The sequence below is a fragment of the Undibacter mobilis genome (assembly GCF_003367195.1).
In the GTDB taxonomy this organism is placed as follows: domain Bacteria; phylum Pseudomonadota; class Alphaproteobacteria; order Rhizobiales; family Xanthobacteraceae; genus Pseudolabrys; species Pseudolabrys mobilis.
The window spans coordinates 1,922,256-1,947,838 of record NZ_QRGO01000001.1 but is presented as its reverse complement, the minus strand read 5'-3'; the positions used below and the strand labels follow the sequence as shown (position 1 = coordinate 1,947,838).

Annotated in this window: 26 protein-coding genes; 4 read left to right on the top strand and 22 right to left on the bottom strand. The window is 59.6% G+C overall.

The features are described from left to right. Nucleotides 1–142: 142 nt before the first annotated feature. The 3 genes from DXH78_RS09150 (at nt 143) to DXH78_RS09140 (ending at nt 3,213) form a co-directional block, all read left to right on the top strand. On the top strand, nt 143–871 hold the full coding sequence (locus DXH78_RS09150) for a response regulator (RefSeq protein WP_115516739.1): 729 nt from the start codon (nt 143–145) through the stop codon (nt 869–871). Further along, nucleotides 868–2,112, top strand: coding sequence for a sensor histidine kinase (locus DXH78_RS09145; RefSeq protein WP_115516738.1), 1,245 nt, complete (start codon nt 868–870; stop codon nt 2,110–2,112). The genes DXH78_RS09150 and DXH78_RS09145 overlap by 4 nt, the downstream gene beginning before the upstream one ends. Before the next feature lie 201 nt (nt 2,113–2,313). Next, nucleotides 2,314–3,213, top strand: coding sequence for a DUF3313 domain-containing protein (locus DXH78_RS09140; RefSeq protein ID WP_115516737.1), 900 nt, complete (start codon nt 2,314–2,316; stop codon nt 3,211–3,213). 17 nt (nt 3,214–3,230) lie between these two features. On the opposite strand, the gene DXH78_RS09135 is transcribed toward DXH78_RS09140, so the two are convergent. The 14 genes from DXH78_RS09135 to DXH78_RS09070 form a co-directional block, all read right to left on the bottom strand. Continuing rightward, a complete protein-coding gene (locus tag DXH78_RS09135; RefSeq protein WP_115516736.1) occupies nt 3,231–4,730 on the bottom strand; it encodes an amidase in 1,500 nt (499 codons plus the stop codon). A gap of 48 nt (nt 4,731–4,778) precedes the next feature. After that, nucleotides 4,779–6,050 (bottom strand): TRAP transporter large permease, encoded by a 1,272-nt coding sequence (locus tag DXH78_RS09130; protein ID WP_115516735.1) that lies wholly within the window; start codon nt 6,048–6,050, stop codon nt 4,779–4,781. Further along, the gene (locus DXH78_RS09125; protein WP_115516734.1) at nt 6,047–6,580 is read right to left on the bottom strand and encodes a TRAP transporter small permease; all 534 of its coding nucleotides are present in this window, start codon (nt 6,578–6,580) and stop codon (nt 6,047–6,049) included. Before DXH78_RS09125 ends, DXH78_RS09130 begins: the two co-directional genes overlap by 4 nt. Before the next feature lie 27 nt (nt 6,581–6,607). Beyond that, the gene (locus DXH78_RS09120) at nt 6,608–7,609 is read right to left on the bottom strand and encodes a TRAP transporter substrate-binding protein (RefSeq protein ID WP_115516733.1); all 1,002 of its coding nucleotides are present in this window, start codon (nt 7,607–7,609) and stop codon (nt 6,608–6,610) included. A 98-nt stretch (nt 7,610–7,707) separates the two neighbouring features. Continuing rightward, nucleotides 7,708–8,856: a CaiB/BaiF CoA transferase family protein gene (locus DXH78_RS09115; protein WP_115516732.1), complete on the bottom strand. Its 1,149-nt coding sequence runs from the start codon at nt 8,854–8,856 to the stop codon at nt 7,708–7,710. Continuing rightward, on the bottom strand, nt 8,856–9,707 hold the full coding sequence (locus DXH78_RS09110; RefSeq protein ID WP_115516731.1) for a p-hydroxycinnamoyl CoA hydratase/lyase: 852 nt from the start codon (nt 9,705–9,707) through the stop codon (nt 8,856–8,858). The genes DXH78_RS09115 and DXH78_RS09110 overlap by 1 nt, the downstream gene beginning before the upstream one ends. A 158-nt stretch (nt 9,708–9,865) precedes the next feature. Next, nucleotides 9,866–10,711: an alpha/beta fold hydrolase gene (locus DXH78_RS09105; protein ID WP_115516730.1), complete on the bottom strand. Its 846-nt coding sequence runs from the start codon at nt 10,709–10,711 to the stop codon at nt 9,866–9,868. Nucleotides 10,712–10,825: 114 nt separating this feature from the next. Continuing rightward, nucleotides 10,826–11,575, bottom strand: a complete 750-nt coding sequence (locus DXH78_RS09100; RefSeq protein WP_115516729.1) for an SDR family NAD(P)-dependent oxidoreductase — start codon at nt 11,573–11,575, stop codon at nt 10,826–10,828. A 34-nt stretch (nt 11,576–11,609) separates the two neighbouring features. After that, complete coding sequence (locus DXH78_RS09095; RefSeq protein ID WP_115516728.1) at nt 11,610–12,284, bottom strand: flavin reductase family protein; 675 nt, start codon at nt 12,282–12,284, stop codon at nt 11,610–11,612. Between the two features lie 68 nt (nt 12,285–12,352). Next, nucleotides 12,353–13,789 (bottom strand): aldehyde dehydrogenase family protein, encoded by a 1,437-nt coding sequence (locus tag DXH78_RS09090; RefSeq protein WP_115516727.1) that lies wholly within the window; start codon nt 13,787–13,789, stop codon nt 12,353–12,355. Nucleotides 13,790–13,889: 100 nt separating this feature from the next. Next, entirely contained in the window at nt 13,890–14,864 is a 975-nt protein-coding gene (locus DXH78_RS09085; RefSeq protein WP_115517821.1) for a PDR/VanB family oxidoreductase, read from the bottom strand. Between the two features lie 81 nt (nt 14,865–14,945). Beyond that, nucleotides 14,946–16,220, bottom strand: a complete 1,275-nt coding sequence (locus tag DXH78_RS09080) for a cytochrome P450 (RefSeq protein ID WP_115516726.1) — start codon at nt 16,218–16,220, stop codon at nt 14,946–14,948. A gap of 166 nt (nt 16,221–16,386) precedes the next feature. Beyond that, nucleotides 16,387–16,620 carry a tautomerase family protein gene (locus DXH78_RS09075; protein WP_115516725.1) on the bottom strand — a complete coding sequence of 78 codons (234 nt, stop codon included), beginning with the start codon at nt 16,618–16,620 and terminating at the stop codon, nt 16,387–16,389. 34 nt (nt 16,621–16,654) lie between these two features. Continuing rightward, complete coding sequence (locus DXH78_RS09070) at nt 16,655–17,692, bottom strand: 2,5-dihydroxypyridine 5,6-dioxygenase NicX family protein (RefSeq protein WP_115516724.1); 1,038 nt, start codon at nt 17,690–17,692, stop codon at nt 16,655–16,657. 301 nt (nt 17,693–17,993) lie between these two features. Here DXH78_RS09070 and DXH78_RS09065 point away from each other — a divergent pair, with 301 nt between their 5' ends. After that, a complete protein-coding gene (locus DXH78_RS09065) occupies nt 17,994–18,611 on the top strand; it encodes a MarR family winged helix-turn-helix transcriptional regulator (RefSeq protein WP_115516723.1) in 618 nt (205 codons plus the stop codon). Nucleotides 18,612–18,788: 177 nt separating this feature from the next. Here DXH78_RS09065 and DXH78_RS09060 read toward each other — a convergent pair whose 3' ends face one another. The 8 genes from DXH78_RS09060 to DXH78_RS09025 form a co-directional block, all read right to left on the bottom strand. Continuing rightward, complete coding sequence (locus tag DXH78_RS09060) at nt 18,789–19,505, bottom strand: amino acid ABC transporter permease (RefSeq protein WP_147292598.1); 717 nt, start codon at nt 19,503–19,505, stop codon at nt 18,789–18,791. Beyond that, a complete protein-coding gene (locus DXH78_RS09055) occupies nt 19,463–20,140 on the bottom strand; it encodes an amino acid ABC transporter permease (protein ID WP_115516721.1) in 678 nt (225 codons plus the stop codon). Before DXH78_RS09055 ends, DXH78_RS09060 begins: the two co-directional genes overlap by 43 nt. Nucleotides 20,141–20,142: 2 nt before the next feature. Continuing rightward, nucleotides 20,143–20,958 (bottom strand): amino acid ABC transporter ATP-binding protein, encoded by an 816-nt coding sequence (locus DXH78_RS09050; RefSeq protein WP_430727478.1) that lies wholly within the window; start codon nt 20,956–20,958, stop codon nt 20,143–20,145. A 20-nt stretch (nt 20,959–20,978) separates the two neighbouring features. Further along, on the bottom strand, nt 20,979–21,875 hold the full coding sequence (locus DXH78_RS09045) for a substrate-binding periplasmic protein (RefSeq protein WP_168192756.1): 897 nt from the start codon (nt 21,873–21,875) through the stop codon (nt 20,979–20,981). Nucleotides 21,876–22,066: 191 nt separating this feature from the next. Then, nucleotides 22,067–23,341: an NAD(P)/FAD-dependent oxidoreductase gene (locus tag DXH78_RS09040; RefSeq protein ID WP_115516718.1), complete on the bottom strand. Its 1,275-nt coding sequence runs from the start codon at nt 23,339–23,341 to the stop codon at nt 22,067–22,069. Continuing rightward, the gene (locus DXH78_RS09035; protein WP_115516717.1) at nt 23,338–24,036 is read right to left on the bottom strand and encodes an amino acid ABC transporter permease; all 699 of its coding nucleotides are present in this window, start codon (nt 24,034–24,036) and stop codon (nt 23,338–23,340) included. The genes DXH78_RS09040 and DXH78_RS09035 overlap by 4 nt, the downstream gene beginning before the upstream one ends. Then, nucleotides 24,033–24,725 (bottom strand): amino acid ABC transporter permease, encoded by a 693-nt coding sequence (locus tag DXH78_RS09030; protein WP_115516716.1) that lies wholly within the window; start codon nt 24,723–24,725, stop codon nt 24,033–24,035. The genes DXH78_RS09035 and DXH78_RS09030 overlap by 4 nt, the downstream gene beginning before the upstream one ends. Nucleotides 24,726–24,765: 40 nt before the next feature. After that, nucleotides 24,766–25,506, bottom strand: a complete 741-nt coding sequence (locus tag DXH78_RS09025) for a transporter substrate-binding domain-containing protein (protein WP_168192755.1) — start codon at nt 25,504–25,506, stop codon at nt 24,766–24,768. Nucleotides 25,507–25,583 lie beyond the last annotated feature (77 nt).

Sequence of the window (25,583 nt, the reverse complement as noted above, 5' to 3'; positions counted from 1 at the left end):
CGACGGTGCCTAATTTGTGTCTCAACATTGCTCCGGGAAAAATCGCCTTATTTTGTCGCGATTTACAGCTTCTAATCATGACGTTCCGCGGTAAAAATTACGCTATAGACTCAAGTCAATCCGAGAGCCCAAAACCAACCCCATGAGTGCCTATACGCCGCAAATTCTGGTGGCAGACGACGATCCGGAAATCCGCAAGCTGCTCGGCCGTTACATTGAGAGCCAGTCGTTTCGCGTCCTGCTCGCCTCAAGCTGCAGTGAACTTCGGGAACGCATCGCGAGCCACAAGATCGATCTTGTGGTCCTCGATGTCATGCTTCCTGACGGCTCCGGCCTGGACACATGCCGCGACCTGAGGTCCGAGAAGAATCCGATCCCGATCATTCTGCTCACCGCCCTGAAGGAGGATGTCGACCGGATTATCGGCCTGGAGATGGGAGCCGACGATTATCTCGGCAAGCCATTCAATCCCCGCGAACTGGTCGCGCGCATACGGGCCGTACTCCGACGTCGTTCCGAGACGTCGGAAAAGACGCAAAACTTACGGACCTACCAGGTCGAAGGCTTTACCGTAGATCCGCAAACGCGCATCGTTTTGAACGCCGAGGGTAACGCGATCGAACTGACCGGTGCCGAGTTCGACCTGCTGCAAATATTTCTCGACCGGCCGGGTCGGGTACTTTCACGCGACCAGCTCATCGATCTGACGCATGGCCGCGACGGTGATGTGTTCGATCGCTCCATCGACGTGTTGATCAGCCGCCTGAGGCGCAAGCTGGACGCAACCGGGACGGCCCGGCTGTTCAAGACGGTGCGTAATGGCGGCTATCAGCTGGTGGTCAAGGTCGTGGTCCAGGATTTTCCGTCGTGAACACGTTGCGGGTCAAGCTGGCGATACTCATCGCTGCGTCAATCGTCTCGGTCACCTGCATTCTGACGGCCGTTCTTATCTATGTATTCAATCCGCCGGACGGGCAGCAAGCGGTCAAGCCACTGGTCGAACAGATCGAGTTGCTGAGTCAGGTCGCCAAGGTCGCCCCTGCCCTCGTTCCGATTGCCAATGTCCCCGCAACAGGTGCCATCGACGATGATCTGACCTCGCGACTGCGCGAAGCATTGAAGGCACGGGGCACGCCGCGCAATGTCGTGGTCTCACGCGAAGGCGATGCGCCGCTCCTTTCCATCCCTGCCGATCAGGGCTGGATTATCATGCAGATTCCCGACCTGCCGCCCCAAGGCGGCGTCTTCAATCTGCTTCTGGTGTGGCTGTCGATCTTCACATTCGGCGCAACAGCAGTCGCGATATTCGTCGCCAACCGGATGGTTAAACCTCTCGTTCTTCTTGAGAAGGCGATCGAGTCGGTCGGACCTGACGCCTTGCTACCGGAACTCCCGGTGTCGGGCCCCGCCGAGGTTCGCGTCGCCGCAAGGGCCCTCAATTCTCTGAGCTCACGCCTCAAAACGGCGATGGAAAGCCGAATGCGTCTCGTCGCGGCCGCCGGACACGACCTGCGGACACCCATTACCCGCATGCGTCTCCGCGCCGAATTCGTCGAGAACACAGACGACCGCGCAATGTGGCTGAATGATATCGACGAACTGGCAAGAATCGCAGACAGCGCCATTCAGCTTGTGCGGGAAGAGTCCGGAAGATCGAAACCGGAGTATGTGGAGCTCGACAGGCTTATTGCCGAGCTTGCGAGCGATCTGAGCGCCATGTCATACGACGTTACATTGACTTGCAACGCCGCCGCGGTCGTTCGCGCCGATCGCGTCGGCCTCAACCGTGCGTTTCGCAATCTGATCATCAATGCAGCCACGCACGGCAAGCGGGCCCGCATCGCCATCAAGGTTACGCCTACGGACGCGACGGTCACGATCGACGATGATGGCCCCGGCATTCCACCGGAGTTGCTCGGTCGGGTATTCGAACCGTTCTTCCGTGTTCACCCCGCACGCACGAAGGAAATCGATGGCGCCGGGCTTGGACTGACGATCGCTCATGAGATCGTTCAGCGCTCCGGCGGCAGCCTTATCATCGAGAACGGCGCGCTGCGCGGCCTGGTTCAAATCGTCAGGCTACCGGTCGCACCAGGCCCCGAATCTGCTTAGCAAATCCACGCGATACTTCTATGGCCCGGCGGCTTCGCCAGCCGATGCGCACTCAATTTTGTAACGAAGCCTCTCCACAGGCCAACCAGACATCTTTCGACATAAAATCAGCGTCTCCGGAAACGTTCGGACGTATCCCGGTCGGTTCAGCGCCATGTACCCCCGCTATCAAAGCCCAGCTTTAACATTCAGGGGATATGGATGCGCTTCATTGCCGGATCTAACCAGGCCACGGCGTCCTGGCCGCAGCGCCATCGTTCGGCAAAGCATCGCGAGGTGCTGGCTGTGGTAACAATGGCCATCCTCCTGTCAGGCTGCGCGGCGTCGCCCATTGTCAGCGGCGGCGGCCTGTCATCATACGACGGCCTCACACAATCGGACGGCAAGGTCACGAAGTCTCGTCTTCTTGTGCGGAAGGAGAAAGTGATGGCGGCGAAAACGGTCAACATATCGCCGACATTCTTCCCGGCATCGGCGGCGCCGAAACTGTCCAATGCGCAGCGCGCACTTGTCGCCAACGCCGTGGATCGAGCCTTGTGCATCAGCCTCAGTGATCGCTTTCAGGTTGTGCGAGCGGACGGGTCGGCGGACCTGTCGGTGCGGGCGTCGATTACCCAGGCGACACCAACCGATGAACTCGCGGCCGGCGTTTCCGCGGCGACTTCGATCGGCACCAAATTCGTGGATATGGGCACCAATGTTCCCATTCCGATACCGCGGGTCCCGATCGGCCTGGGTAATCTCTCGATCGAAGCCGAAGCGGTCGATCCGGCCGGGCAGCAGCAGGCGGCCATGCTGTGGGGCCGGGGCGCAACCGTGTTCTTCAGTTCTCCAAAGGTCTCGAAGGCGAGCGATGCATACGACCTGGCCGCGGAGTTCGGCGACGACTTTGCTTACTTGCTGGTCAAGGGCGAAAGTCCCTTCAAGGGGGTCGGCATCAAGCTGCCGTCCTGGCAGAAAATAAGCTCGGGCGTGGGCCTCGCGCCCAAGCATAAGGCCTGCGAAAATTTCGGACGTTCTCCCGGCGTGGCCGGTTTTGTCGCCGGCAAGCTCGGCATGCCGCCGGAGTGGACCGATAAGGGGGCGACGCCAAGCCAGTGATAGCCGGCGTCACAGTCTCAGGGTGTCGTGGCGGGCGGGCGGCGATGCTTCGTCGCCTGCTCGTAGGCGAAGGCGAGCTGAATCATCTTGTCGTCCGAATAGGGCCGGCCGAGGAATGTAATGCCGGCCGGCAAGTCGTCCGACGTATAGCCGGCTGGCACCACGATCGAAGGAACCGACATCAGAAACGTGTTGATGTGCGGCGCGCCTTTCTGATCCACGAACGGCGGGTTGACGCCATCCTTGATCAGGGTCGGCTGATGCTCGACCGCCTTGTGGATGATGGCGTCCAGTCTGTGCTCGGCCATGACCTTCAACAAGTTCGTCATCAGCATCGACCGCGCGCGATGATCGCCAAGCTGGCGCTCCGGCGACGGCGCGTCGAGCCAGCGCTTCTGCGAACCCGGCACGACCTGTTTGAACAACGGTGACGCCGCGACATCGGCGCGCGTCTTGAACGGGGGGTTGGTTCCCGCCGTGTAGAGCTGATACATCGTTTCGTCATCTTCGGCGCTTCGCGCCCGCTTCGCCAGCAGCGCTTTCAGATCCGGGATAACGATTGGATCGATAATTTCGGCGCCGGCCTGCCGCAACTCGACGACAGCGCGATTGAATACCTCATCCACCTTCTTGAAGTCGGCCGATTCAGGCTCGCTGTCATAGCCTACCACCTCGCGCAGAATGCCGAGGCGCGCGCCCGCGAGCCCGTTCTTGTTCAGCAAAGCATGATAGCTCTCCGGCGTGCGGCCATAGCCATGCGCAGTACTTGGGTCGTCCTGGTCGAAGCCCACAATGCAATCCATGAGCCGCGCCAGATCGGCGACCGATTTGGCCATGGGACCGACCGAGCCGTTAAGCGTTGGCCAGCCATTGAATACGCCCGAGCGGCTGACGAGGCCGATCGAGGGCCGCATGCCGACAATGCCGTTCCAGATCGACGGACGGCGGATGGAGGAAAAACCCTCCTGCCCCAGCGCTGCCGTGCAGAAATTCGCCGATACGGCCACGCCACAACCACCGGATGAACCGCCGGCCGTGCGCTCCGGATCGTAGACATTGCGGGTTGAGCCGAACAAAGAACCGTGAGTATCGCCGCCACCAAGCTCGCCCAGAGTTACCTTGCCGAGAATGATCGCGCCGGCGCTCTTGAGCTTGCGCACGACAAAACCATCGCGCTCCGGCCGGAAGTCCTTGAATAGAATCGATCCCATCGTTGTCGGCATACCTTTGACATCGATCTGATCTTTCAGCAGCAGTGGAATGCCGTGCAACGGACCACTCAACTGACCTTGCTTTGTCAAGGCGTCGAGGCGGTCGGCCTCCGCCAACGCTTGCGGATTAAGGGAGATGACGGAGTTCAGCTTGGGCCCGTTCCTGTCATAGGCCTCAATGCGGTCCAGATAAGCCTGGACCACGGCCCGTGCCGTTAAACGGCCTGCCTTATACGCAGCATGAATGTCATCAATGCTGGCCTCGACCACCGAAAACTCTTGCTTGGTTTTATCTTGTGCAGCCATTACCGGACTCCGGACGATTCGCGATGGTCATGTCGCTCATCAGCGATCCTAATGCAGGACACGGACAAGCCAGAGAGAAATCTGCGGCACTGCAGAAATGACTGCCAACGCCCCCATCATGAGCGCAATATACGGAATAACGGCGCTCACCATGAGCCGGAATGGTTCCTTGAAAGCAACGGAGCCCACGATAATATTCAGGCCGACAGGTGGCGTCAGATAGCCGATCTCGAGATTGACGATCATGACGATACCGAAATGCACCGGATCGAAGCCATACCCCGTGACAAGCGGCAGAAAAAGCGGGGCAAAGATGACGATCGCTGAGAACGACTCCATGATGCAGCCGACGAACAACAGGATAATGTTGATCGTCAGCATCATGCCCCATCCGCTGTGAATGTACTGCTTGACGAAGGCCGTCAGCGCCTGCGGATATCCCTCAATGGCAATGACGTTATTGAGGCTGGAGGCGAAGGCAAAAATCGGCGTGATGATTCCCGACATGATGACGGTTGCCAGAGCGACCGTTCCATAGTCCCGCACATTCATCTCACGATGGATGAACAGCTCGACAATCAGAGCATATAGCAATGACACGGCAGCAGCCTCGGTCGGCGTGAAGCGGCCGGAGTAAATGCCGCCCAACAGGATGACCGGCATCATGATGGCCCAGCCGCCGCGCCTTAGCGCGCCGCGAACTTCAGCCAGATCCAGTTGTCTGGGCGACAGGTGCCGACTTTTCCAGAGGACGTAGGCTGCCATTACAACGATCAGCAGCAGACCCGGACCGACACCCGCAACAAATAAATCGACCACCGAGGTGTCGGTACTCATGCCATAGAGCAGCAACGGGATCGAAGGCGGGATGATGATACCGAGCGTACCACCCGCCGTCATCGATCCGAGGGCGACCTTTTTGTCGTAGCCTTCGCTGAGAAGCGCAGGATACATGATCGCGCCAACCGCCAGCATGGTCACGACAGACGACCCGGAAATTGCGGCAAACGCACCGCAGGAGAGAATTCCGGCTAGCCCCAGGCCGCCACGTACCGGCCGCGTCAGCGCGATCACCAGATCGATGATGCGGCGTGCGATCGATCCTCGCGTCATCACCGCGCCGGCAAGGATGAACATCGGAATGGCAAGAAGCGTTTCGCGATCGACGGAGAACCAGATGTCCTGAATCAGGAACTCAATCGCGGACCGGCTGACGAAGAACGTATGGACGGCAGCAGCGACCACGGCCAAAATCAGAACGACGTTCTGGCGCAGCGCAAGCAGCACGACGACCAGCACAATAAGCAGAAACACGGTCATTCGACGCCCCCTTGAGAGCTCTCAACAGGTGTCAGTACCGGCAGAAGCGCATAGATGAAGTAACGTAGTGCGGCCGAGGCAAAGGCATAGGGCAGTACCGTCTGCATCGGCCAAACCGCGGTATCGAGAGCGACACCCCGATAGCCGCTCAAATAGGAGGTGTAGACGAAGAACCACGAGTAATAGGCGAGCCAAAGGCAGATCGCGGCGGATAGAAGCGAACCGAGACGCGCGACCGCCGGGCGCGCGCCCGGCGGAAACACGTTATCGAACAGCGTCGGCCTGAGATGCTCGCCGCTTTGTATGGCGAGGCCGAACCCGAGCATGGCCGCCGTGGTCGCACAGTAGACCGCCACGCGCTGAGCCCAGGGAAGGCCATGCCCGAGAAGCTCGCGGAACACGACATCCGCGATCAGCAGCGCGCCACAGGCCGATATGCAGACCACTGCCACAGATGCCTCGAGCCAACGAAGCCAGACAAGAAAGGTTCGCGCCGACTGCTCGAGAGAGTTGCTAGAGGAGGTGTTCATGACGATGTCGGCCCGTTGCGAGGCACCTTACTTGGCCTTGGTACGGAACTCTTCCTTGCCCTTCAGCACCGCATCATAGATGTCTTTGGCCACGGGTCCGAAGCTCTGCACCACTTCCGGCTGTCCCGGGACGACAACAGCGGCCCACTTCGCCCGCTGCTCCGCAGTCAGATGATAAGCATGACCACCCATCGTCTTCAGCCTAGCCTCGGTCGGAACGTCCTCCTCACCGACGCGGCGGCGGATCTCGGATGTCGGCAGAATCGACGCTTCGATGGCTTTACGCTGATCGGCCGTCAGCTTTTCCCAGTACTTGGTGTGGACCACCAGAAACATCGGCTGATGACCGTGCCGAGTAAACACGTAGTTCGGCGCAGCCGCGGCGGCGGGGGTCGCCACATAGAAGCCGAATGTCAGCGAACCGGCATCGACCACACCCTGTTGAAGCGACGGGAAGAAGTCGGCCAGCGTCATTGTCACGTAGTTGGCACCGAGACGCGAGAACATCATGCGATCGCTCGCCGTCGGCGAAATACGCACCTTCATGCCGGACATCTGCTCGGGCGAAACGCAAGCAGCCTTGCAGAACAGGTTCATCCAGCCGCCGTCGCCCGTGCGTACCAGCGTCAGCCCGTTCTTTGCGAGAAGATCCGTGACCAGCGGCACGACGTATTTGTCGTATACGTAGTCCCGCTCCTCGGGGCTCGACCACAGATAGGCTAGGTTGAGCACGCCCATCGCTGGAATAGCCGGCGCCAATCCCGTCGCGGAAATGAAGGCCATTTCGTATCGGCCGCGAATGACGTTCTGGGCGATTTCCTGCTCGTTCGGCTGCTGGAAGCGTTCGGCCTTGATAGCACCATTCGTGGTCTTGGTGATGGAAGCGGCCATCTCGTCGACCATAATGCCGAGAACCGACGGCGGCGCGACGACCGTGCCGATTCTCCAGTTCTCCTGCGCATTCGCGGACCCATGCGCCAACAGGCTGGCGGCAAGTACGGCTACCGAAGACAAGATTCTGCGAAACATCTGAGCTCCCCTTTTTTGCTTTGACGCTCTGTATTCTAGTTCCGGCACCTGTTAGCGGCCGCTGACGAGTGAACGCGGCTCTTCTTTGCCTTTTATCTTCAGCTTTCTCCTTGCGGCCTGACGAACCGCGCGGTCGCGTGTTCGCCAAGGGATGGCGGCGCCACCACCGGAGCGCGCTCTCCATTGATGCGAAGCGGATTGCGAATGCCGACGACCCTCCCCTCGGCGGGGTGTTGCGACTCCGCGAAGGTGCCGAGATGCACCACCTGCGGATCGGCGATCACTTCCGCAATCGAATGAACGGGCGCAAACGGAATGTCGTTCTTGGCGAAGGCGGCGATCCAATGGTCGCGCGGCTGCGTCTTCGCGACTTCACTCAGCGCGGCGGCAAGCGGTTCGTAGTTGCGTATGCGATCGCCCGGCGTCCTGAAACGCGGATCCGCCGCAATCGTGTCGCCGATATTCATCGCCGCGACCAGCGCCAGCCAGAATTTTTCCGGCACCGACAGGTGAACGGCAATGGCCTGACCGTCGGCGCAGGTCCAGACAAAACCTTGCGACGACGCGACGCGGGACAAGGGCCCGTAAGACTGGCCGAGCTGCGTGGCGTAGGCGAAAGCATCGGGCACGAAGGCAATCGCGCTGTCGAGCATATTGATCTCGACGCGCTGCGACTTTCCGGTCGCCTGCCGCGCGTGCAACGCCGCGAGGATGCCGCCGAAGGCATAGAGACCGGTCGCGTTGTCGGCAAGCGTCGGCCCATAAACCTGCGGCCGGGCGCGGTCGAGATACATGTGCAGAATGCCGGACAGCGCGATGCCTACGGTGTCGTAGGCCGGGCGCGCCGAATACGGGCCATCCGCGCCGAAACCGGTAATTGAGCAATAGACGAGGCGAGGATTTGTTTTGGCGAGGACGTCAGCCGTGAAGCCCAGCCGGTCCATGACGCCGGGGCGGAAATTCTCGATCAGTACATCGGCCTCTGCGATCAGCTCGAGCGCCCGCGCCTTCCCTCCGGGCGTTGCAAGGTCAAGCTGAAGGCTCCGCTTGTTCTGATTGTAGGCGATAAAGTTCGGGCTGTAGGTGCCGCCCGTAGACCTGCGGAAGGGGTCGCCTCCCGCAGGATTCTCGATCTTGATTACATCCGCGCCGAGTTGGGCCAGCAGCATCGCGGCCAGCGGAGCGGTCACCATAGTGCCGATCTCCACGACCTTGATATCACCCAGCGTCGGCGCGGCGTTTGGCATCAGACGTTATCCGCCTTGTCGCGTGGATAAGGCTCGAGCCCCGGGCGGTATGCCTTGGCATCGATGAATTTCGAGATGCCCTGGTAGTAGCCGCCTTCCCGGTCGCGATGGGAGAGCTGACCGTTCTTGGCGATCAGATATTCGTGCGCCTGCTCGATGGTCATTTCGCGGGTTGCCTTGATGGCCTGCTTGGTGGCGCGGACCGCTTCGGGGTTGAGCGAAGCGAGCTGCCGAGCAAGAATCATCACCTCGTCGTGGAGCCTCTCGTCCGGAACGGACTCGTTGATGAGACCCATGCGGACGGCTTCCGGACCCTGGAACGGCTTGCCCGTGATGGAGTAATAGAGCGCGTCGCGATAGTTCACGGCGGCGTTGAAGGCCTTGCTGACCAGGCCGCCGGGAATGACGCCCCAGTTCACTTCCGACAGGCCGAACGTCGCGCTGTTGGCGGCGATAGCGAAGTCGCAAGCAACGAGCTGGGTGAAAGCGCCGCCGAAGCAGAAGCCGTTGACCATCGCAATGGTCGGCTTCGGGAAGTTATAGAGGCGATGCCAGCGCCACTGATGGGTGGCCCACTCGGTGCGGACGTGCTTGGCGGCATTCGCCGGATCGCCTTCCAGTTCGCGGAAGTAAAGCTTGAGATCCATGCCGGCGCACCACGCCGGGCCCGCGCCGGTGAGCACCACAACGAGCGTTTCCGCATCCGCCTCGAGATTGAGGATGCAGTCCAGCATCTCCTCGTCCAGGTCCGGGCTCATCGCGTTGCGCTTCTCCGGACGATTCAAAGTGACGGTGGTGATGCCGTCCTTCTTATCGACGAGCACGTTCTTGTAGTTGCTGTAGAAAGCCATTCGTCCCTCTCATCATGTCAGCACTTGTGGCGTGCTGCACTTATCGGAAATATGTTAAACTTGTAGCTATATGGACGCAAGTGCGCTTTCGAGTCAACTCGCCGAGTCCCTTTCAGTGGCAGAACCGTTACGATCAATCCTTTACGCGCCGGATAGGGTCATGCGGCTGCGATGAACCGCTCCGTCACGGAGATAAAGTCTTCCAGATTATCCCAGGGAATCATGTGTCCGGCTTGCACGCCGACCACTTCTCCGTTCGGCAGCAACCGCCCGATTTCCGCAGCGTTTTCAGGCGTGACCACCTTCGCGCGCATCGCGTAGATCAGCAGCGTCGGACAGTTCAGCTTCGGAAAATCCGGGAAGATATCCTCATCCTGGAAATTCTGGTGCGATTTGGTAATCGCGTCGATGCTGCAGGTGGGGAGCCACTCGATGCGCAAAGCGATCTGCTCATCCGTCCAAGTCGGCGTGAAACTACGGAATTGCTCGACGGTCGCACCCTTCGATGCCGCCTCACGCGCCGAAATATATGAAACAAGCGGCGTCGGATAAGGCTCGCGACCCGGCCCCGAAAGTGGCGGATCGGCCAGAACAAGCCGCGATGCTGCCCCGGGCGCCGTCGTCTCCATTCGCGCGGCAATGCGCGCGCCCATCGAGTGGCCGACAACGATCGGTTTCTTCAGCCCAAGTGCGTCAATGAGACCGAGCGCATCACGCGCATAGTCATCGAGCGAATAGCCGAGACCCGGCCCGCTGTCCGAAAGCCCGCGTCCTCGGATATCGGGGACGATCACCCGACGCGACGTGGCAAGCCGCTGCGCGACGAAAGCCCAGGTCGCGGCCGGGCTGGTGATCCCGGGCAACAGCAAAACCGGTATGCCAGGCGCCGCGTGGTTGAAGTCGAGATAGTGCTGACGAATGCCATTTGTCAGGCAATGCAGACCGCGCACGTCAACGGTCAGGCTGCCAGAACGTACGTCGCTTTGTGCGCCTGCGCCGGTCATTCGACTCTGCCTAACGCCAGCCCCGACATTGAATTCGGAGGCTACCTGTTTCAATTAGATTGCTACATATCGTAGCTGTCAAGCCGGATTCACCCGCCGCGCGCAGGCGCGGCGTCAGTTCATGACGCCGCCGCCATCGACGAATATCTGCTGCGCCGTGATCAAGGCCGCTTCGTCGCTGGCCAATAGGGTGATGATGCCCTCCAGATCCTGCGGAACGCCGACGCGATGTATGAATTTGCTTTGCGCCCGCGACTCCAACTGCTCGCGCGTGAAGGCGCCAGTGTCGACCTGACCGGGGTTGACCATATTGACGGTGATCCCGTCCTTGCCAAGCTCCTTGGCCGCACAACGCATCAGGCCGATAAGCGCCGATTTCGAGGCGCTGTACTGAGTGATGTGCGCCAGCGCCTCACCGATGGCCGCGGAACCGATGAAAATGATGCGGCCCGATTTCTGGCGTACTAGGTGGGGCGCGACCGCGGAGGCGCAATTAAACGCGCCCTCGGTATTGACTCGAAAGGTGTTCTGCCACTCGGCATTGCTGAGTTGCCAGAATGGCCCACGGCTCAGATTTTTCCAGACGCCGGCATTGCTGACGAGAATGTCAACCCGGCCGAATGCGGCCACCGTCTTCTCGACCATTGCCTCGACGGACGGACGATCGCCGACATCGACAGTCACGCCCAGACATTGGGCTCCGGGCAGATCGCGCTGAACCGTTTTGATTGCGTTATCGGTATCATTCGCATTGAGATCGGCGATGACCACGCGCGCGCCCGCTCGACAGAAGCGGGTTGCGACGGCCAAACCGATGCCACGCGCGGCGCCGGTTACGATTGCAACTTTGCCCGTAAGATCCATGGTTATGCTTCCACCTTGATAGCGATTGTCGGGATTACGGCTTTGTGGACGTTGAAGCGCTACCGCCGGCCATTCCGCGAATCATGTCCTCCGAGATGTTCTTCGGACGCAGTTCAAAAACGTCGGTAACGGAGGTGTAATCGAGGTAACCCATACGGGCCAGTGGCCGCATCTTAAGGATGTCCAGCTTTCCGCTTTTGTCGATGAAATCGTCGTTGATGTGAACGCCAACAACCCGGCCGATAACGACAGAATTGAAAAGTTCGGGCTTGTTGTTCGCCAGCACGATCGTCTGATGATGTTTGCACTCGAGGCTGATGGGACTCTCTTTGACCCTGGGTGGCTTCACCAGACGACACTCGGCCGGCGTCAGACCGGTCGTAGCCAGCTCATCGATGGCCGGATCTTCGATCATGCTGCTTTCAACGACCGCATCGCGCAGTGCATAGGTCGCCATATTGTAAACGAACTCGCCGGTGTATTCGGCATTGTTCACGCTATCGTTGCGGTTGCCATTGACGCGGTTCTGCGCCGAAAACATGACATAGGGTGGATCCCAGCCGAGGATATTGCTCTGGCTGAACGGCGCCAGATTGACGATCCCATCACGGCTGATTGTCGATATCCAGCCGATTGGTCGCGGCACAACGCATGATTTGAAGGGATTGTAGGGAAGCCCGTGATCGTTCTTGGAAGGCTCATAGAACATGCGAATGTCTCTTTAGCGGAATGAACGATTAAGCGCGTTTTGTTCGGATAAATAGCGGCCGGCCTGTATCAGGCGATGACGGCCTTGACCTCGTGAAACTCCTCGAAGCCGAAAAGCCCCACTTCGCGACCATTGCCGGATTGCTTGTAGCCGCCGAACGGAGCCTCGAACTCGTAATTTGGCGTCTCATCCTGCGGCTTGTCGTTGAGATAAACGCGGCCGGCGCGAATGCGCCGGCCTACGCGATCCGCTTCGCTGAGATCGTCGGCGGATACGAAGCCCGCGAGGCCGTAAATGGAGTCGTTGGCGATCTCGATCGCATGATCGACATCGCGGTAGGCCATAACCGCAAGCACAGGGCCGAAGATCTCTTCCCTGGCGATACGCATATCCGGCGTCACATCCGCAAACACGGTCGGCTTGACGAAATTGCCGCGGTTCATGCCGGATGGGCGCCCCTCGCCGCCGACCACGACACGCGCGCCCTCGTCGACGCCGGATTTGATGAGTTCCTGGACACGGTCGAATTGCCGCCGGTTGACCAACGGTCCGTGCGTGGTGGTTTCCGAACTCGGATCGCCGACAACGAGATTCTCGGCAGCCGCTTTAAGGAGGCCGACGACACGCTCCACCTCGCTCTCCGGCACCAGCATTCTCGCCGGGGCAATGCAGGACTGACCGCTGTTGGTGAAAGCGCGCAACATGCCGTATGGCGCCGAGATATCGATGTGCTTGCCGGGAAGAAGGATGTTGGCCGATTTCCCGCCAAGTTCCTGATGAACCCGCTTGACGGTAGCGGCCGCGTCGCGCGCAACGGCAATGCCGGCGGCCGTCGAGCCGGTGAATGAAACCATGTCGATGTCAGGATGACGCGAGATGGCGCTACCGACCGTCGGTCCATCGCCATTGACCAGGTTGAAGACCCCGGGCGGGACGCCGGCCTTGTCGAGAATTTCGGTAAGAATGATGGGGCTGACGGGCGCAAACTCGCTCGGCTTGACCACCATGGTGCAACCGGCGGCAATGGCGCTGCCCAGTTTCGCCGTGATCTGATTGATCGGCCAGTTCCAAGGGGTGATGAACCCGCAGACGCCGATCGGCTCGCGCAGGATACGCGTCTTCCCCAACATGGATTCGAATTTGTAGCTCTTCAGGACGGCAATCGCTTCACGCAGATGGCCCAAGGTCGCGGGCGTTTGAAGGCCGCGGGAGAAGCCGATCGGCGAGCCCATCTCTGTTGTAATCGCCCAGGCGACGTCGTCGAACCTGCGCTCGTACTCCTCGATAATCCGCTCAAGCAGCGCCACGCGCTGGCCGACGGTCCAGTTGGAAAAGCTATCGAACGCCTTGCGCGCCGCTTTAACGGCGCGATCGACATCCTTTGCGCTGCCGAGGCTGATTTGTGCGAATACCTCCTCAGTCGCTGGATTGATGACGTCGAAGGCCGTCGCCTCCAGAGGGTCGACCCATTGTCCATCGATGTAAAACTGACGGAACTGCTTCATGGCTTACCCCCTTCTTCGCGGCTTTTGCCGACGACACGCTCGTTGATTTTTTGTTGCAATCGTCCAGATGCGGACATTTCGTCGAGGTGCTGGCTTTCCCCTATAGATCCAGCACAAGGCGGGGGGTGCGTGAGCGACCGCAGCAAACCATCATGATGTTTCCCACGGCCCTCTCCTCTTCCGTGAGGATCGTGTCGCGATGATCCGGTACACCTTCGAGGACGCGCGTCTCGCAACTTCCGCAGTAGCCCTCCTGACAGGAGAAAGGCACTTCGATGCCGGCATCCTGAAGGACTGTACCAAGGCTGCGATCAGCTGGGACCTGGAGAACCACACCCGATTTGCGCAACTCGACTTCGAAGGCCGCATCTCCGGCGCCGCCTGCGGGCGGCACGGCATCTTCGGACGCTGAAAAGCTCTCGATATGCAATGCGCTTGCACGGCCGTGCTGCGCGGCGGCATCCTTTAGGGCCTTTAGCATACCGGCGGGGCCGCAGCCGTAGATTGCGGCATCGAGCTCCACTTCGGAGAGCAGCGCGTTAAGATCCGGAAGCCCAACCTCGTCTTGCGGCAACAACGTAACGGTGCCGCCGGTCCGAGCCGCAATTTCCTTGACGAAACCCATCGAAGCGCGGGTACGGCCGCCATAGACCAGGCGCCAGGGCCGCCCCGCAAGTTCGGCTTGGCGGATCATCGGCAGGATCGGCGTAACGCCAATGCCGCCGGCAACGAACAGGTAACGCGGAGCTTCGACCAGCGCGAAGTGATTGCGCGGGCCGCGCACGCGCACGGTCAGGCCCGATTTGGCGATGGCATGTATCTCTTCCGATCCGCCACGGCCGGCTGTCTCACGCAGCACCGCAACGCGGTAGCGCGAGGTGTCTGCGATGTCACCGCAGAGCGAATATTGCCGGATTTTGCCCGATGGCAAAACGAGGTCGACATGCGCGCCGGGCGCCCATGCAGGCAACGCCGTTGCGTCCGGGCGCTTGAGTTCCAGAACCAGGACGTCGGCGGTCTCACCGACGACCGAGTCAAGAACAAGCTCCAGCTCATTGCTTTCCGCGGCCGTCACTATCGCTTCCTTCAATCAAGCTTGCCGGGCCACATCCACGGACCAGCTTGAGAAGAACGGCTGGGCCCGGCGCATCAGCAATCAAGGGCTTTTCGGCGGGGTCCATTCCGCCTGAAGGTGATTGATGGTCGTCACCGTCATCACCGGCAGATACTCGACATGCTGCCCCGGCGTAACGCGAATGTCGGGAATGCGCTTGAGGAGTTCTTCGAACGCCACCTTGGCTTCAAGCCGCGCGAGCGGATTGCCGAGACATGAATGACGGCCGTGACCGAAGGCGAGATGCTTGTCGCTGTTCGGACGATGGATGTCCCACTTTTCCGACTGAGGGAAATGGCTCTCGTCGACGCCACCGCCGATAAAGAGGAGCCACACCAGCGCCCCCTCCGGAATCTTCGTGCCGCCCAGTTCAGTGTCCTTCGTGGTGACCCGGAACAGGCCCGGTGAGGTGCCGCGCAACCGCAGGGTTTCCTCCACCACGTTCGGCAGCAAAGCGGGGTTGGCGCGGATCTCGGCGTCTTGCGCGGGATTTTCGGCCATGTGAATCAGCATCAGGCCCATAAGATTGGCCGTCGTGTCATTACCAGCGGCGACCAATTCATGAATCTTGCGCACGATCCGTGGCGTGGGCATGGCCTGGTTGCCGGATGCATCCTTCACTTTGACGATCTGGCTCGTGAGATCGTCCATGGGACACCGAACGCGATCCGCGACGAAATTCTCGAAGAACTCCTGGCTCTCGGCGAGCCGGGTCCAGCGCTCCCTCTTTTCTTCTTCGGTCATCGGCTTGGTAACGGCGTCCTTCGTTTTCGGCGTCAGCACCGAAAAGAGGTCTTCCGTCCAGATCCGGTAGTCGTGCTCCCGTTCCTTGGGAACGCCGAGCAGGCCCATGATGACGTTGAGCGACAGCGGATAGCAGAACTCCTGCATGAAGTCGCAGGAACCCTTGGCGATGAACCGATCGATCAACATGTTGGCGATCTGCCGGATATTGGCTTCCTGCTTTTGCAGTTCGCGCGGCAGGAACTGACGGGCCACCGCGGTGCGGTCTGCCGTATGCTCCGGTGGATCGAGCGAGATGAAATGGTCCGCGATGTAGTTGTCGGGGATCTTGGGCTTCAGATCGGCCGGCGGCGGCACAAAGGCCGTCGCCTTCGAGGAGAAAGTCTCCCAGTCGCGCGCCGCCTTGCAGATGTCGTCGTACTTCGTGACCACCCAAAGCCGCAGCGGAGGATAGTAGAAGATCGGCTGCTTTGCCTGCGCGTCCTTGATGATCGGAACCGGATTGCTGAGGAACTCCTGGCTGAAAGGATCGAAGCCTTCGAGCGTCGGAAAAGAAGCGGGATCATGCGACATGGGAGCGGGTCCTGTTGAGCGCAAACCGGAGACTACGTTCCGAAGCTGCTGCCAGCTGCCGGCGGATTTTAGTACATCTTGTATATTCTTTGACAGAAGTTTCCCTGTCAACAGCGATTAGTCCGCCCCGCCGGAGCGATCGCCTGCTTCGGCGCGCGGTGCGGCGTCAGGCTTGCGAAGCCTGACGTTCCGCCTGCCTCTTTTTAACCTCTTCGATGGTGAGAGGCACGCCGCCAGTCGCCCACAGCCCGCTTTCGATTTCGCTGACTGTGATCAGAACATTGGGACGGATACGTTCCCCCGACACGCGAACGAAGGCCTCGGTAATGTCCCGAATAAGAGCCGTTTGCTGCTCGCGGCTGAAGGCCCCGGCCAGATGCTGAACTTGAACGAATGGCATAAGACGCTCCTTGATTACTGGGGCAACTGGTCGATTACCGGCCGGGCACCCGCATCTCCTCGGGAAGAATTTCGCCATCCTTGAGAATTTGGCGACCGTCCAGGAACAGCGAGCAATTCTTCAACGGAATGTCCAGATGGCACATGGTGTCGTTGGTCCCGCCAAGCTCGGTATTCGGACCAGTGGAGAACAGGACATTGCCGTAGAAACAGCGGCCATCGACGCCGAGGCTGTCGCGCGCGGCCGGATTGGTGGCCAGGAACGTCCATTGCGCATTCTCATCAAGACCCCAGCCGATATGCGAGACGGCATAAGCCTTGGGGTCGCGGAAGCTCGCCATGAAATCGCGCATCAGCGCGCCTTCGGCGCCGCCGCCGGCGATCTTCGTAATGTAACCCTTCTTGATCGTGAGCACGATCGGCTCCGACACATAGCGAAGGATCGGATCGAGCAGCAGGTCGCCAGCATCGACGACAACCGTTCCATCGACGCCGTCTTCGTCGCCCCCGGTCCAGACGAAAGCGCCAGCCCATGCATCCCAACGACCTGGCTCGTCCGTATAGCCGTATTGGCTCACGGTCTTCAGTTTGCCGATCTTATAGGTCACGTCTGTTCCGCCCGGCGAGGTGATGCGCAACTCGCGCGCACCGGCGATCAGCTTGTGCGCCTCGCCAACACGCCGCCGCGAGTCCGGCGACGTCAACAGCCGCGACAAAACCTCCATGGGCTCCAGCACCAAAAGCATGCGTGGTCCGCCGGCGGTGATCGCATCCTGCTCCTTGGACCAGAGCAGGCCGATCAGGTCGATGACCATGTCGGTTCTCTTGAGCGCCTCGATGGCGGCCTGCTGCCCGCGCAAGGAGTTGCCGGGTCCGAAGAAGCTGCCGGGGCGCTTGCGAATATTGACGTGGAGCGTATCGGCCCCGAGATCCTCTGCCGCCGCCGCAAAAGCCACCGCATAGTCTCTTCGAATGGTGTCTTCCGAAAGGATGCCGATCGTCTCTCCCGGCTTCACCTTGCAGAGTTGCAGCTCCTTGCGGAACAGCTCGAACATATACTTGTCGACAGTCATGTTACCCCCGGGGGAATGTTGCCAGATCGCGTACCTTCCGTCCTCTGCTGCAGGAGAGCGAAACAGAAATCCCGCCTCATACGTCGACAACACCGACGACTGCACAGATCAAACGTCCGGCGGCCAAAGCTACAATATCTCGCCCGGATCTTCTAGGTACAAAATGTATATACTTATCCGGGCGCCGCTTTCCCCTTTCCCTTGCCGCGACAACCTCTTGGTGATAACAGATCGCTCCGGTTGCGCCCCGAATGGCCGACCACGGACCGCCTAAAGCACAATACAGCGATCGAGAGTTGGAATGCTGGACAGCAGACCGCCCCTTACGACCTCACGTGAAGACTTCCTGAAGGACGGATCTGATCAGCTCTTTCGGGAGGCCATATACACTTGGGTTCGGAGCGTCGAGCAGCTCCTGAAATGCCGCAGCGCCTTCGCCAAAATCTCGGGCCTGACGTCGTCGCAATTTGCCGTATTGATGGGCGTCGCATCCCAGCAGGGTTCACAGGGCGTAACCATCAAGGACCTTGCCGAACACGTCGCGCTCGCCTCCACCCATGTGACGACAGAGGTGGGCCGGCTCAAGGCAAAAGGTCTTGTGCTCAAGAAGAGCAACTTGAACGACCAGCGCAGCGTTCTGGTCCAGCTTAGTCGCAAAGGCGAACAACACATTGAGCGCGTGACGCCGTATGTGCGCACTGTCAACGACATGCTGTTCCAGAATGTGAGCCTGCATGGCCTGGTCAGGGCACACATCGCGGCAAAGAAGCTCGTCGACAACTCGGGTGAGGCTCTCGCGTATCTTCGGGATATCTCAAGCCGTTCGGCCAAGAAGCCGCGCAGCGGCAAAACGACAGGTACAGCTGCCACGACGAGAAACGCCCGCAGGTCGGCTGGTGCCGCATCTGCCAATCAATAAAATTTGGAAATTAATGTCGGCGCGCGTGGAAAGCCGGTTCTCAACCTATCTGGTAATAGGTCCAGTTTGCGCAACCGTCGCTGATTGACGACAAGCAGTTAAGGCGAACGCCCGTATCACGGCATTCTAGTCATCGTTCATCTTAGAATTCATTTTCCGCAGACAGCGCTCGGTGCGCTAGCGGCGGCCGCGTCCCATGACCTTCTCCAGGTGCTGCGCACCCCGGGATAACGGATAGGCCATGATGATGTAAAGCAGCGCCGTGATCAAATAGACCTTCATCGGCATGAAATACTCGCTGCTGAGGTCGTGAGCGTACATCATGAGGTCCGGCGCCGACACAATAGAAGCCAGCGACGTCGACTTAAGGATGGTCACACCATAACCAGCCAGGTTAGGGATGGAGACTAGGACCGCCTGCGGAATAAGAACCTGCAGCTGAATCTGGAGACCGGTCATGCCGATGGCCTTTCCCGCCTCCTTTTGTCCCGCATCGATCGACAGGAAGCCCGATCTATAAATCTCCGAAATATAGGCGGCGCTGTTCAGCGTGAGACCGATTACGCCCGCCACGAACGGACTAAAGATCAATCCGACCGCGGGCAAAGCGTAGTAAATGATGAAAAGCTGAACGAGCAGCGGCGTTCCGCGAAACACTTCGATGAAGACGATTGCAGTCCACGAAATGACCCGCTTTTCGGACATGCGCATCAGCGCGACAATCAGGCCGAGGATGACCGACAGGGCAAACGAAAGCAACGCCATCTCCAGTGTATGACGAACACCTTCGAGGAGCTGCGGCATCCACTCCCAGACGACACTTTTCGCAATGGAGGAATAAAACTGGCTAATCATGGCGTTCGATGCTGAGCGCTGAGCTTTGTCTGCAGCCACAGCGCGCCATAACTCAGCGGCAGGCTCATGACGAGGTAGATGAGCGCCACGAACACGTAGAGCTCGATGGTCAGATAGGTTGCGTTGGCGATCAGCCGCGTCTGCATCATCAGTTCAGGAACGGATATCGTGGACGCGAGCGAGCTGTCCTTAAGAAGTTGAATCGCATAATTGCAGTACGGCGGCAGGCCGATCCGGGCCGCCTGAGGCAGTACGATGATACGAAGCGCCTGAAAGCGGGTCATGCCAATAGCCAGGCCCGCCTCAAGCTGCCCCTTATTGATGGCCTCGATTGCCGAGCGGAAGATCTCCACGAGGTATCCGCCACCGTGAATGCCGAACGCAATCACGGCAGCCGACAGCGGATCAAGCCGGAGCCCAACCTGAGGCATCCCGAAATAGATGATAAAGAGCAGCGTCAACATGGGCACCGCCCGCGCCAACTCAACATAGGCAATTGCCACCGCGCGAAGGGGGCGCGATGCCGAAAGCCGAGGAAACAGGAAAACGATGCCGAAGAATGTCGCCATCAGTGACGCACACAAAGTGACGACTATCGTCATGACGGCCGCATGCAGCAGCACGTCGATAAATCCTGGCAGCTGCTGAAAGAAGACTCCGAAGCCAAGGCCCATGGCTAGGCACTCGTCTGGATTGGCGATGTATTCTCATTCAGCATACGAGAAAGGAAGGCCGCTGTTCTCGGGTGTTTTGGGGATTTTAGAATTTCAATCGGCGAACCTTCATCGATGATCCGCCCGGCATCCATGACGATAACCCGGTCGGCAATGCTGGCAGCGAAGTGCATTTCATGGGTGACGATGATCATGGTCATGCCGTCTTCGGCCAACTTCCGCATGACGCCGAGGACTTCACCCACGAGTTCCGGATCGAGCGCGGACGTTGCTTCATCAAACAGCATCAGCTTGGGCTGCATCGCCAGCGCGCGGCTGATCGCAACACGTTGTTGCTGGCCACCGGAAAGTCGCTCCGGATAGGCATCACGGTGCTCCGCCATACCTACCTTTTCAAGGAGCGCCATTGCCAAATCGTGCGCTTCATTGCGCGGGCGTTTCAAAACCTTGAGCGGTCCGCACATCACGTTTTGCAACGCAGTCATATGAGGGAATAGATTGAAGCGCTGAAACACCATACCTATCTCGCGCCTCTGACGTGCGATCTCAGCGTCCGGAAGATCTATATGAGGCTCGCCCGGCGCTTTCCGCCAGCAGAGACGTCCGTCGATGAACACATGTCCCGATGTGGGCTTCTCGAGATGATTGATGCAGCGAAGCAATGTCGTCTTTCCCGATCCGCTCGGGCCGATCAGAACAAGACGCTGTTTAGCCTCGACGTCCAGGCTGACCCTGTCGAGGATCAGCCTGTCGCCGAAGTGCTTCGTCAGTTCCATAATGCGGACCAACGGGACCCGCGCGGCATCGATTTCTGTCACGTCGCTCTCACTCATCCGCGTCAGGAGAACAACGCGCTGAAATCCTTGGGCTTGTGAGCAGCGGGCCCGGTGACATTTCCGCTGGTGTCACGGTCCACGCCGATGCGGGGATTTTCCGCGAGCGGCGTAAAGTAGAGCTCGTCTGTCAGGCCATATTTGGCGAAGATCGCCCGGTCCTGCTTGTTGCGCTTGAGCCAGGCCAGACCGGCGTTGACAGCATCGACGAGGTCCGGGTTGGCCAGTGGCATGCCGAACACGGCCTGGCTGCTGCCAGTCAAGGTTGGATATTCGGGGTCCGGCTTGTAGGTGATGTGCTTGAGATTGAGACCCGGATTTTTGCTACCCAAATAGGCAATCATCGTCGGGTCAAGGCTGGCGAAGTCCACGCGGCCCGCAATGATGTCACGGATCACCGCATCGCTGTTGTCATAGAAACGGACACCACCGCTGTCCGGCACCTTCTTGAGGTCGGTAGACGACGCCGCCCCGGTCAGCGTGGCCAGACGCTGTCCTTTCAGATCGGAAATCGCCACAACATTGGGAAGCTTGCTGTCCTTCCGGGTTACGGAACCATAGGTCACGTAATATGCGGCGTCGCTAAGCGCCATGACCGCTGCACGCCTCGAGGTCCACCGCATATTGCCGATCATGATATCGGCGCGGCCGGAGACGACGGATTCGATCGTGGCCGCGTTGTCCATGACGAGCGGCTTCACCGTAAGGCCGAGCTTTGGGGCAATGGCCATGATCATGTCGCCGTCAAGACCGACGAGCTTGCCGTCCTCGATGCCCGACGCGGGCATTTCGCCGAAGGCCGCCACGGTCAGCACACCGGGCGTAATCGTCTTGAATTGCGAAGCAGCGGCACGTGCCGTTCCGGTTGCTCCAACCGTCACCAATGAGGCGACGCCACCCATGAAGTAACGCCGAGATATATTGTTGCAATTCCAGGTCATTGAACCCTCCATGACAGACTACAAGATTGAACTTTGGAAGAACTTGCTGCGTGAACTCTGGTCCCAACCAAGGTTTGGAATGAGTTTGTCAAAGCGAAAAGCGTGCCACGCAGTCGGGTGATCGACGAACTTCTTCACATTCGCATGGGTCATCAGATACCCCATCTGCTTGGACTGAGCGGTTCGATATCGAAGGGTAACGGCGCGCGTGCTATGGTTGCCGCGACGAGACTCCCGGTGAGCGGGCCTGTCGTCAGGCCTAAATGACCGTGTCCAAATGCGAGGATTACGCCGGGATGCTCCCGCGGCGAACCGATGACGGGAAGCGAGTCCGGGAGCGACGGCCGGAAGCCAAGCCACTGGTCCGAAATGTCGGAGCTCAGTCCCGGCAAAAAGCGTTGCGCATGCGTCACTATATGACTGATCGGAGACCAATCGGGCGCCGCTTCAAGACCGGCGAACTCCACGCCGGAGGTCAGCCGTATGGCATCGTCGATCGGGCCAAGTGAAAAGCCGTAGTCCGAAAAAGACACCGAACGTCTCAGAGAATGTGCCGGCCGCGGCAGCATCAGGTGATAGCCGCGCTCGGTGTCGAGCGGCACGTCCAGTTTCAACGTTCGCAACAAGGACCGCGAATGGGCGCCTGCGGCGAGGATAACCCGATCGTAGCAACGGGTTTCGCCAGTTGTGCGAACTTCGATCTCACCACCGGGCAACGTCGCTATCGCCACCGCGCGTTCGCGGTGATACGTCGCACCATTGCGAAACAGCATCTCCGAGAGTGCGCGCAACATTTTGAGCGGACTCGATACGAAGCCGTTATCGGGATAGTACAAGCCGGCCCCGAAAACCGGCGCCAGCGCCGGCTCCAGATCCCGAATCTCGTTTGACGAGACTTCCTGAACGGCAATGCCTCTGGCCCTCTGCAGGGCGACCGTTGCCGCCTTTTTGCGGACGCTCTCGGAATCTTCGAAGACCTGAAGCCAACCCGAGCGTTGGATCAAAGCCGCGACTGCGGGATCAGTCGTGAATGAAGCCCAGGCATCCCAACTTCGCGACAGCAACTCAAAGAGCGCGTTAACGATCGTTTTCTGCTTGGCGGGGCGGCACGCCAACGTAAAGCGAACCAGCCATGGCAGGATCGGAAACAGATAGTCCCGTCTCAAACGCAGCGGCCCGTTCGGATCGCGCAACATCGCTGGAACTTTGCGCAAAGTGGCAAATGTGCTGAAGGGGATCAGTTCGGAAACGGCGATGATCCCGGCGTTGCCGCTCGACGCGCCCTCGCCTGCTCCCTGCCAGTCGATCACCTCGACCTGATGCCCCGCGCGCTGCAGATGCAAACCACAGCTCACACCGACGATACCCGCACCAATAATGCCGATCGAAAGCGGTGCCGTATCAGGCCTGGCGAGGGCGGAAATCATACCCGATCACCCGCCAAGGCCATCTTGGGCGCGGCCAATGCCGAGCCCTGATCGGGAAACTTCAGGCGCGCTTCGAGATAACGGCCGAGCACCGATAACGGATAACAGACCGCCGTATATATGATCCAGATGAGCGCCATTACCTCAAAACCGCGAAGTGTCCGCTCGATGATCTGATGGCCGGCGTACATCAGTTCCGGAACGCCCAGCAGCGAGATGATCGACGTGCCCTTGATCAGCCAGACGAACTGGCCAACGAGCGACGGAATGATGGTCGGCAACGCCTCAGGCAGAACGACAAGGACGAGTGTATGCAGCCGCCCGAGCCCCAAAGCACGCGCCGCCTCCCATTGGCCCGCCGGAACCGTCACGATACTCCCGCGCACGATCTCGCCGATTGTAACCGCGGCAAAGAGCGAGAGCGCAACGGTTGCGGTGAGGAACGGCGACAGCGTCGGGCCGACCAGCGGCAGGAAATAGAAGACGGCAAAAACCTGGATGAGCAAAGGAACGCCTCGCACGATAACGACGAGACCATGAATGATTGACCGGGTAACGCGTGAGCCCCGTGCGCCGGCTATGCCCAGAAGGAAGCCAAACACCGTGCCGAGGATGAGAACGCCGGCGGCCAGCTGCAGACTCACCATGAAGCCTTTCAGCAGGAGCCACACCATGGCGAGCAGCCCCATATTCATAAGCTGACCGCCTTGGCGGTGCGCCGCGGACCGTAGGGCCTGTTAAGGCGGCGTTCCAAAGCCGACACCCCCAAGGAGAAAATCCACGTTACCGCCAGATAGAAGCCGGCCGCGACGACGAAAATCTCAACGGTTCGCATTGTCAGGGCGATAATCGAGACAAACACGAAATAGGCTTCGGCGAGCGAAATCGAACTCGTCAGGGATGTGTCCTTGATAAGTTCGGAACCCACATTGCCGACCGGCGGTAACGCCGCCCGCAAAGCCTGGGGAAGTTCGATTTTCCAGAAGGTCAGCCATCGCGGGAGCCCCAGACTTGCCGCGCCATCGAACTGCCCGCGAGGCACACCATCGAAAGCGGCCCTGAATATCTCCATGAGATAGGCCCCGTGATGCAAACCAAGAGCCACCGCCCCCGACACAAAGGGGCTAAGTGAAATATCGAACGTCGGCAGCCCGAAGTAGATGAAGTACATCTTCACCAGAACAGGGCTGTTCCTGACCGCCTCAAGGTAGACAATCGCTGCAACGCGCACCGAACGAAACTTGGAGCGGCGCGCCAGGGCTCCGAGTATTCCAACGAAGAATGCGATAAAGCCGGCAACGACGACGAGTTCAAGCGCGGTGACGATTCCATCCGCCAAGCGAGGCAGATTGTCCCAAACGACCCGCCAATCGATGTAATACATAACCCCGCCCCGCTAATGGCATTTGGACAGCCCAGGGCTTCTACATCGGCTGACGTGACCAGGACGGCATCAGGCTGGTGGTACCGAACCACTTCTCGTGGATCGCGGTAAGCTTTCCCGACAACTTCAAGTCAGTAAGTGCCGTGTTGATGTAATTGATCCACACCTGATCGTTCTGGCGCGTCGCAACGGAGAGATAGCTCGGTGCAATCGGCTTGCCGCCGTCGGAGACCTCCCGTACGGCATCGCCGAACTCGCGCGCCAAGTAGAGCGCCGCACCGCCCTCGAAGAAGAAGGCGTCCGCTCGCTTTTGACGCATGGCCAAAAATGCATCCGAATTGCTCGGATACATCTGGAAAACAGGATTCTTGATAGCGGTCAGGACGATTTTCTCGAGATCGGCGCCCTGACGCCCGGTGATCTTCTTGCCGTCCAGATCCGAATTGTTGCGGAAAGGCGAGTCGCTCCGAACGATAAAGACGCTCTTCGAGATGCTGTAGGGGATCGAAAATCCGACAACCTGAGCCCGTTCGAGGAAAACGCTCATCGTCGAAATGACAGCATCGACACGCCCGCTGACGATGGCCGGCGCCCGATCGGCGCCGCCGGTCAGCAGCACGAATTCAATCTTGTTCGGATCGTTGAAAAGCCCGCGCGCCAGTTCGCGTGCGAGGTCGATTTCAAAGCCAACCAGTTCGTTCTTGTCGTCCCTGAACGAAAAGCCCGGTGACGTATCGCGCACCCCAACCAGCACGCGACCGCGCTTGATAACCGTCTGCAAGGTGGATTCTTGAGCGTGCGCTGCAGCGTAAGGCTCACCGATTAGGCAAACGGCCGCCGCAAAGATGAGCGCAATGA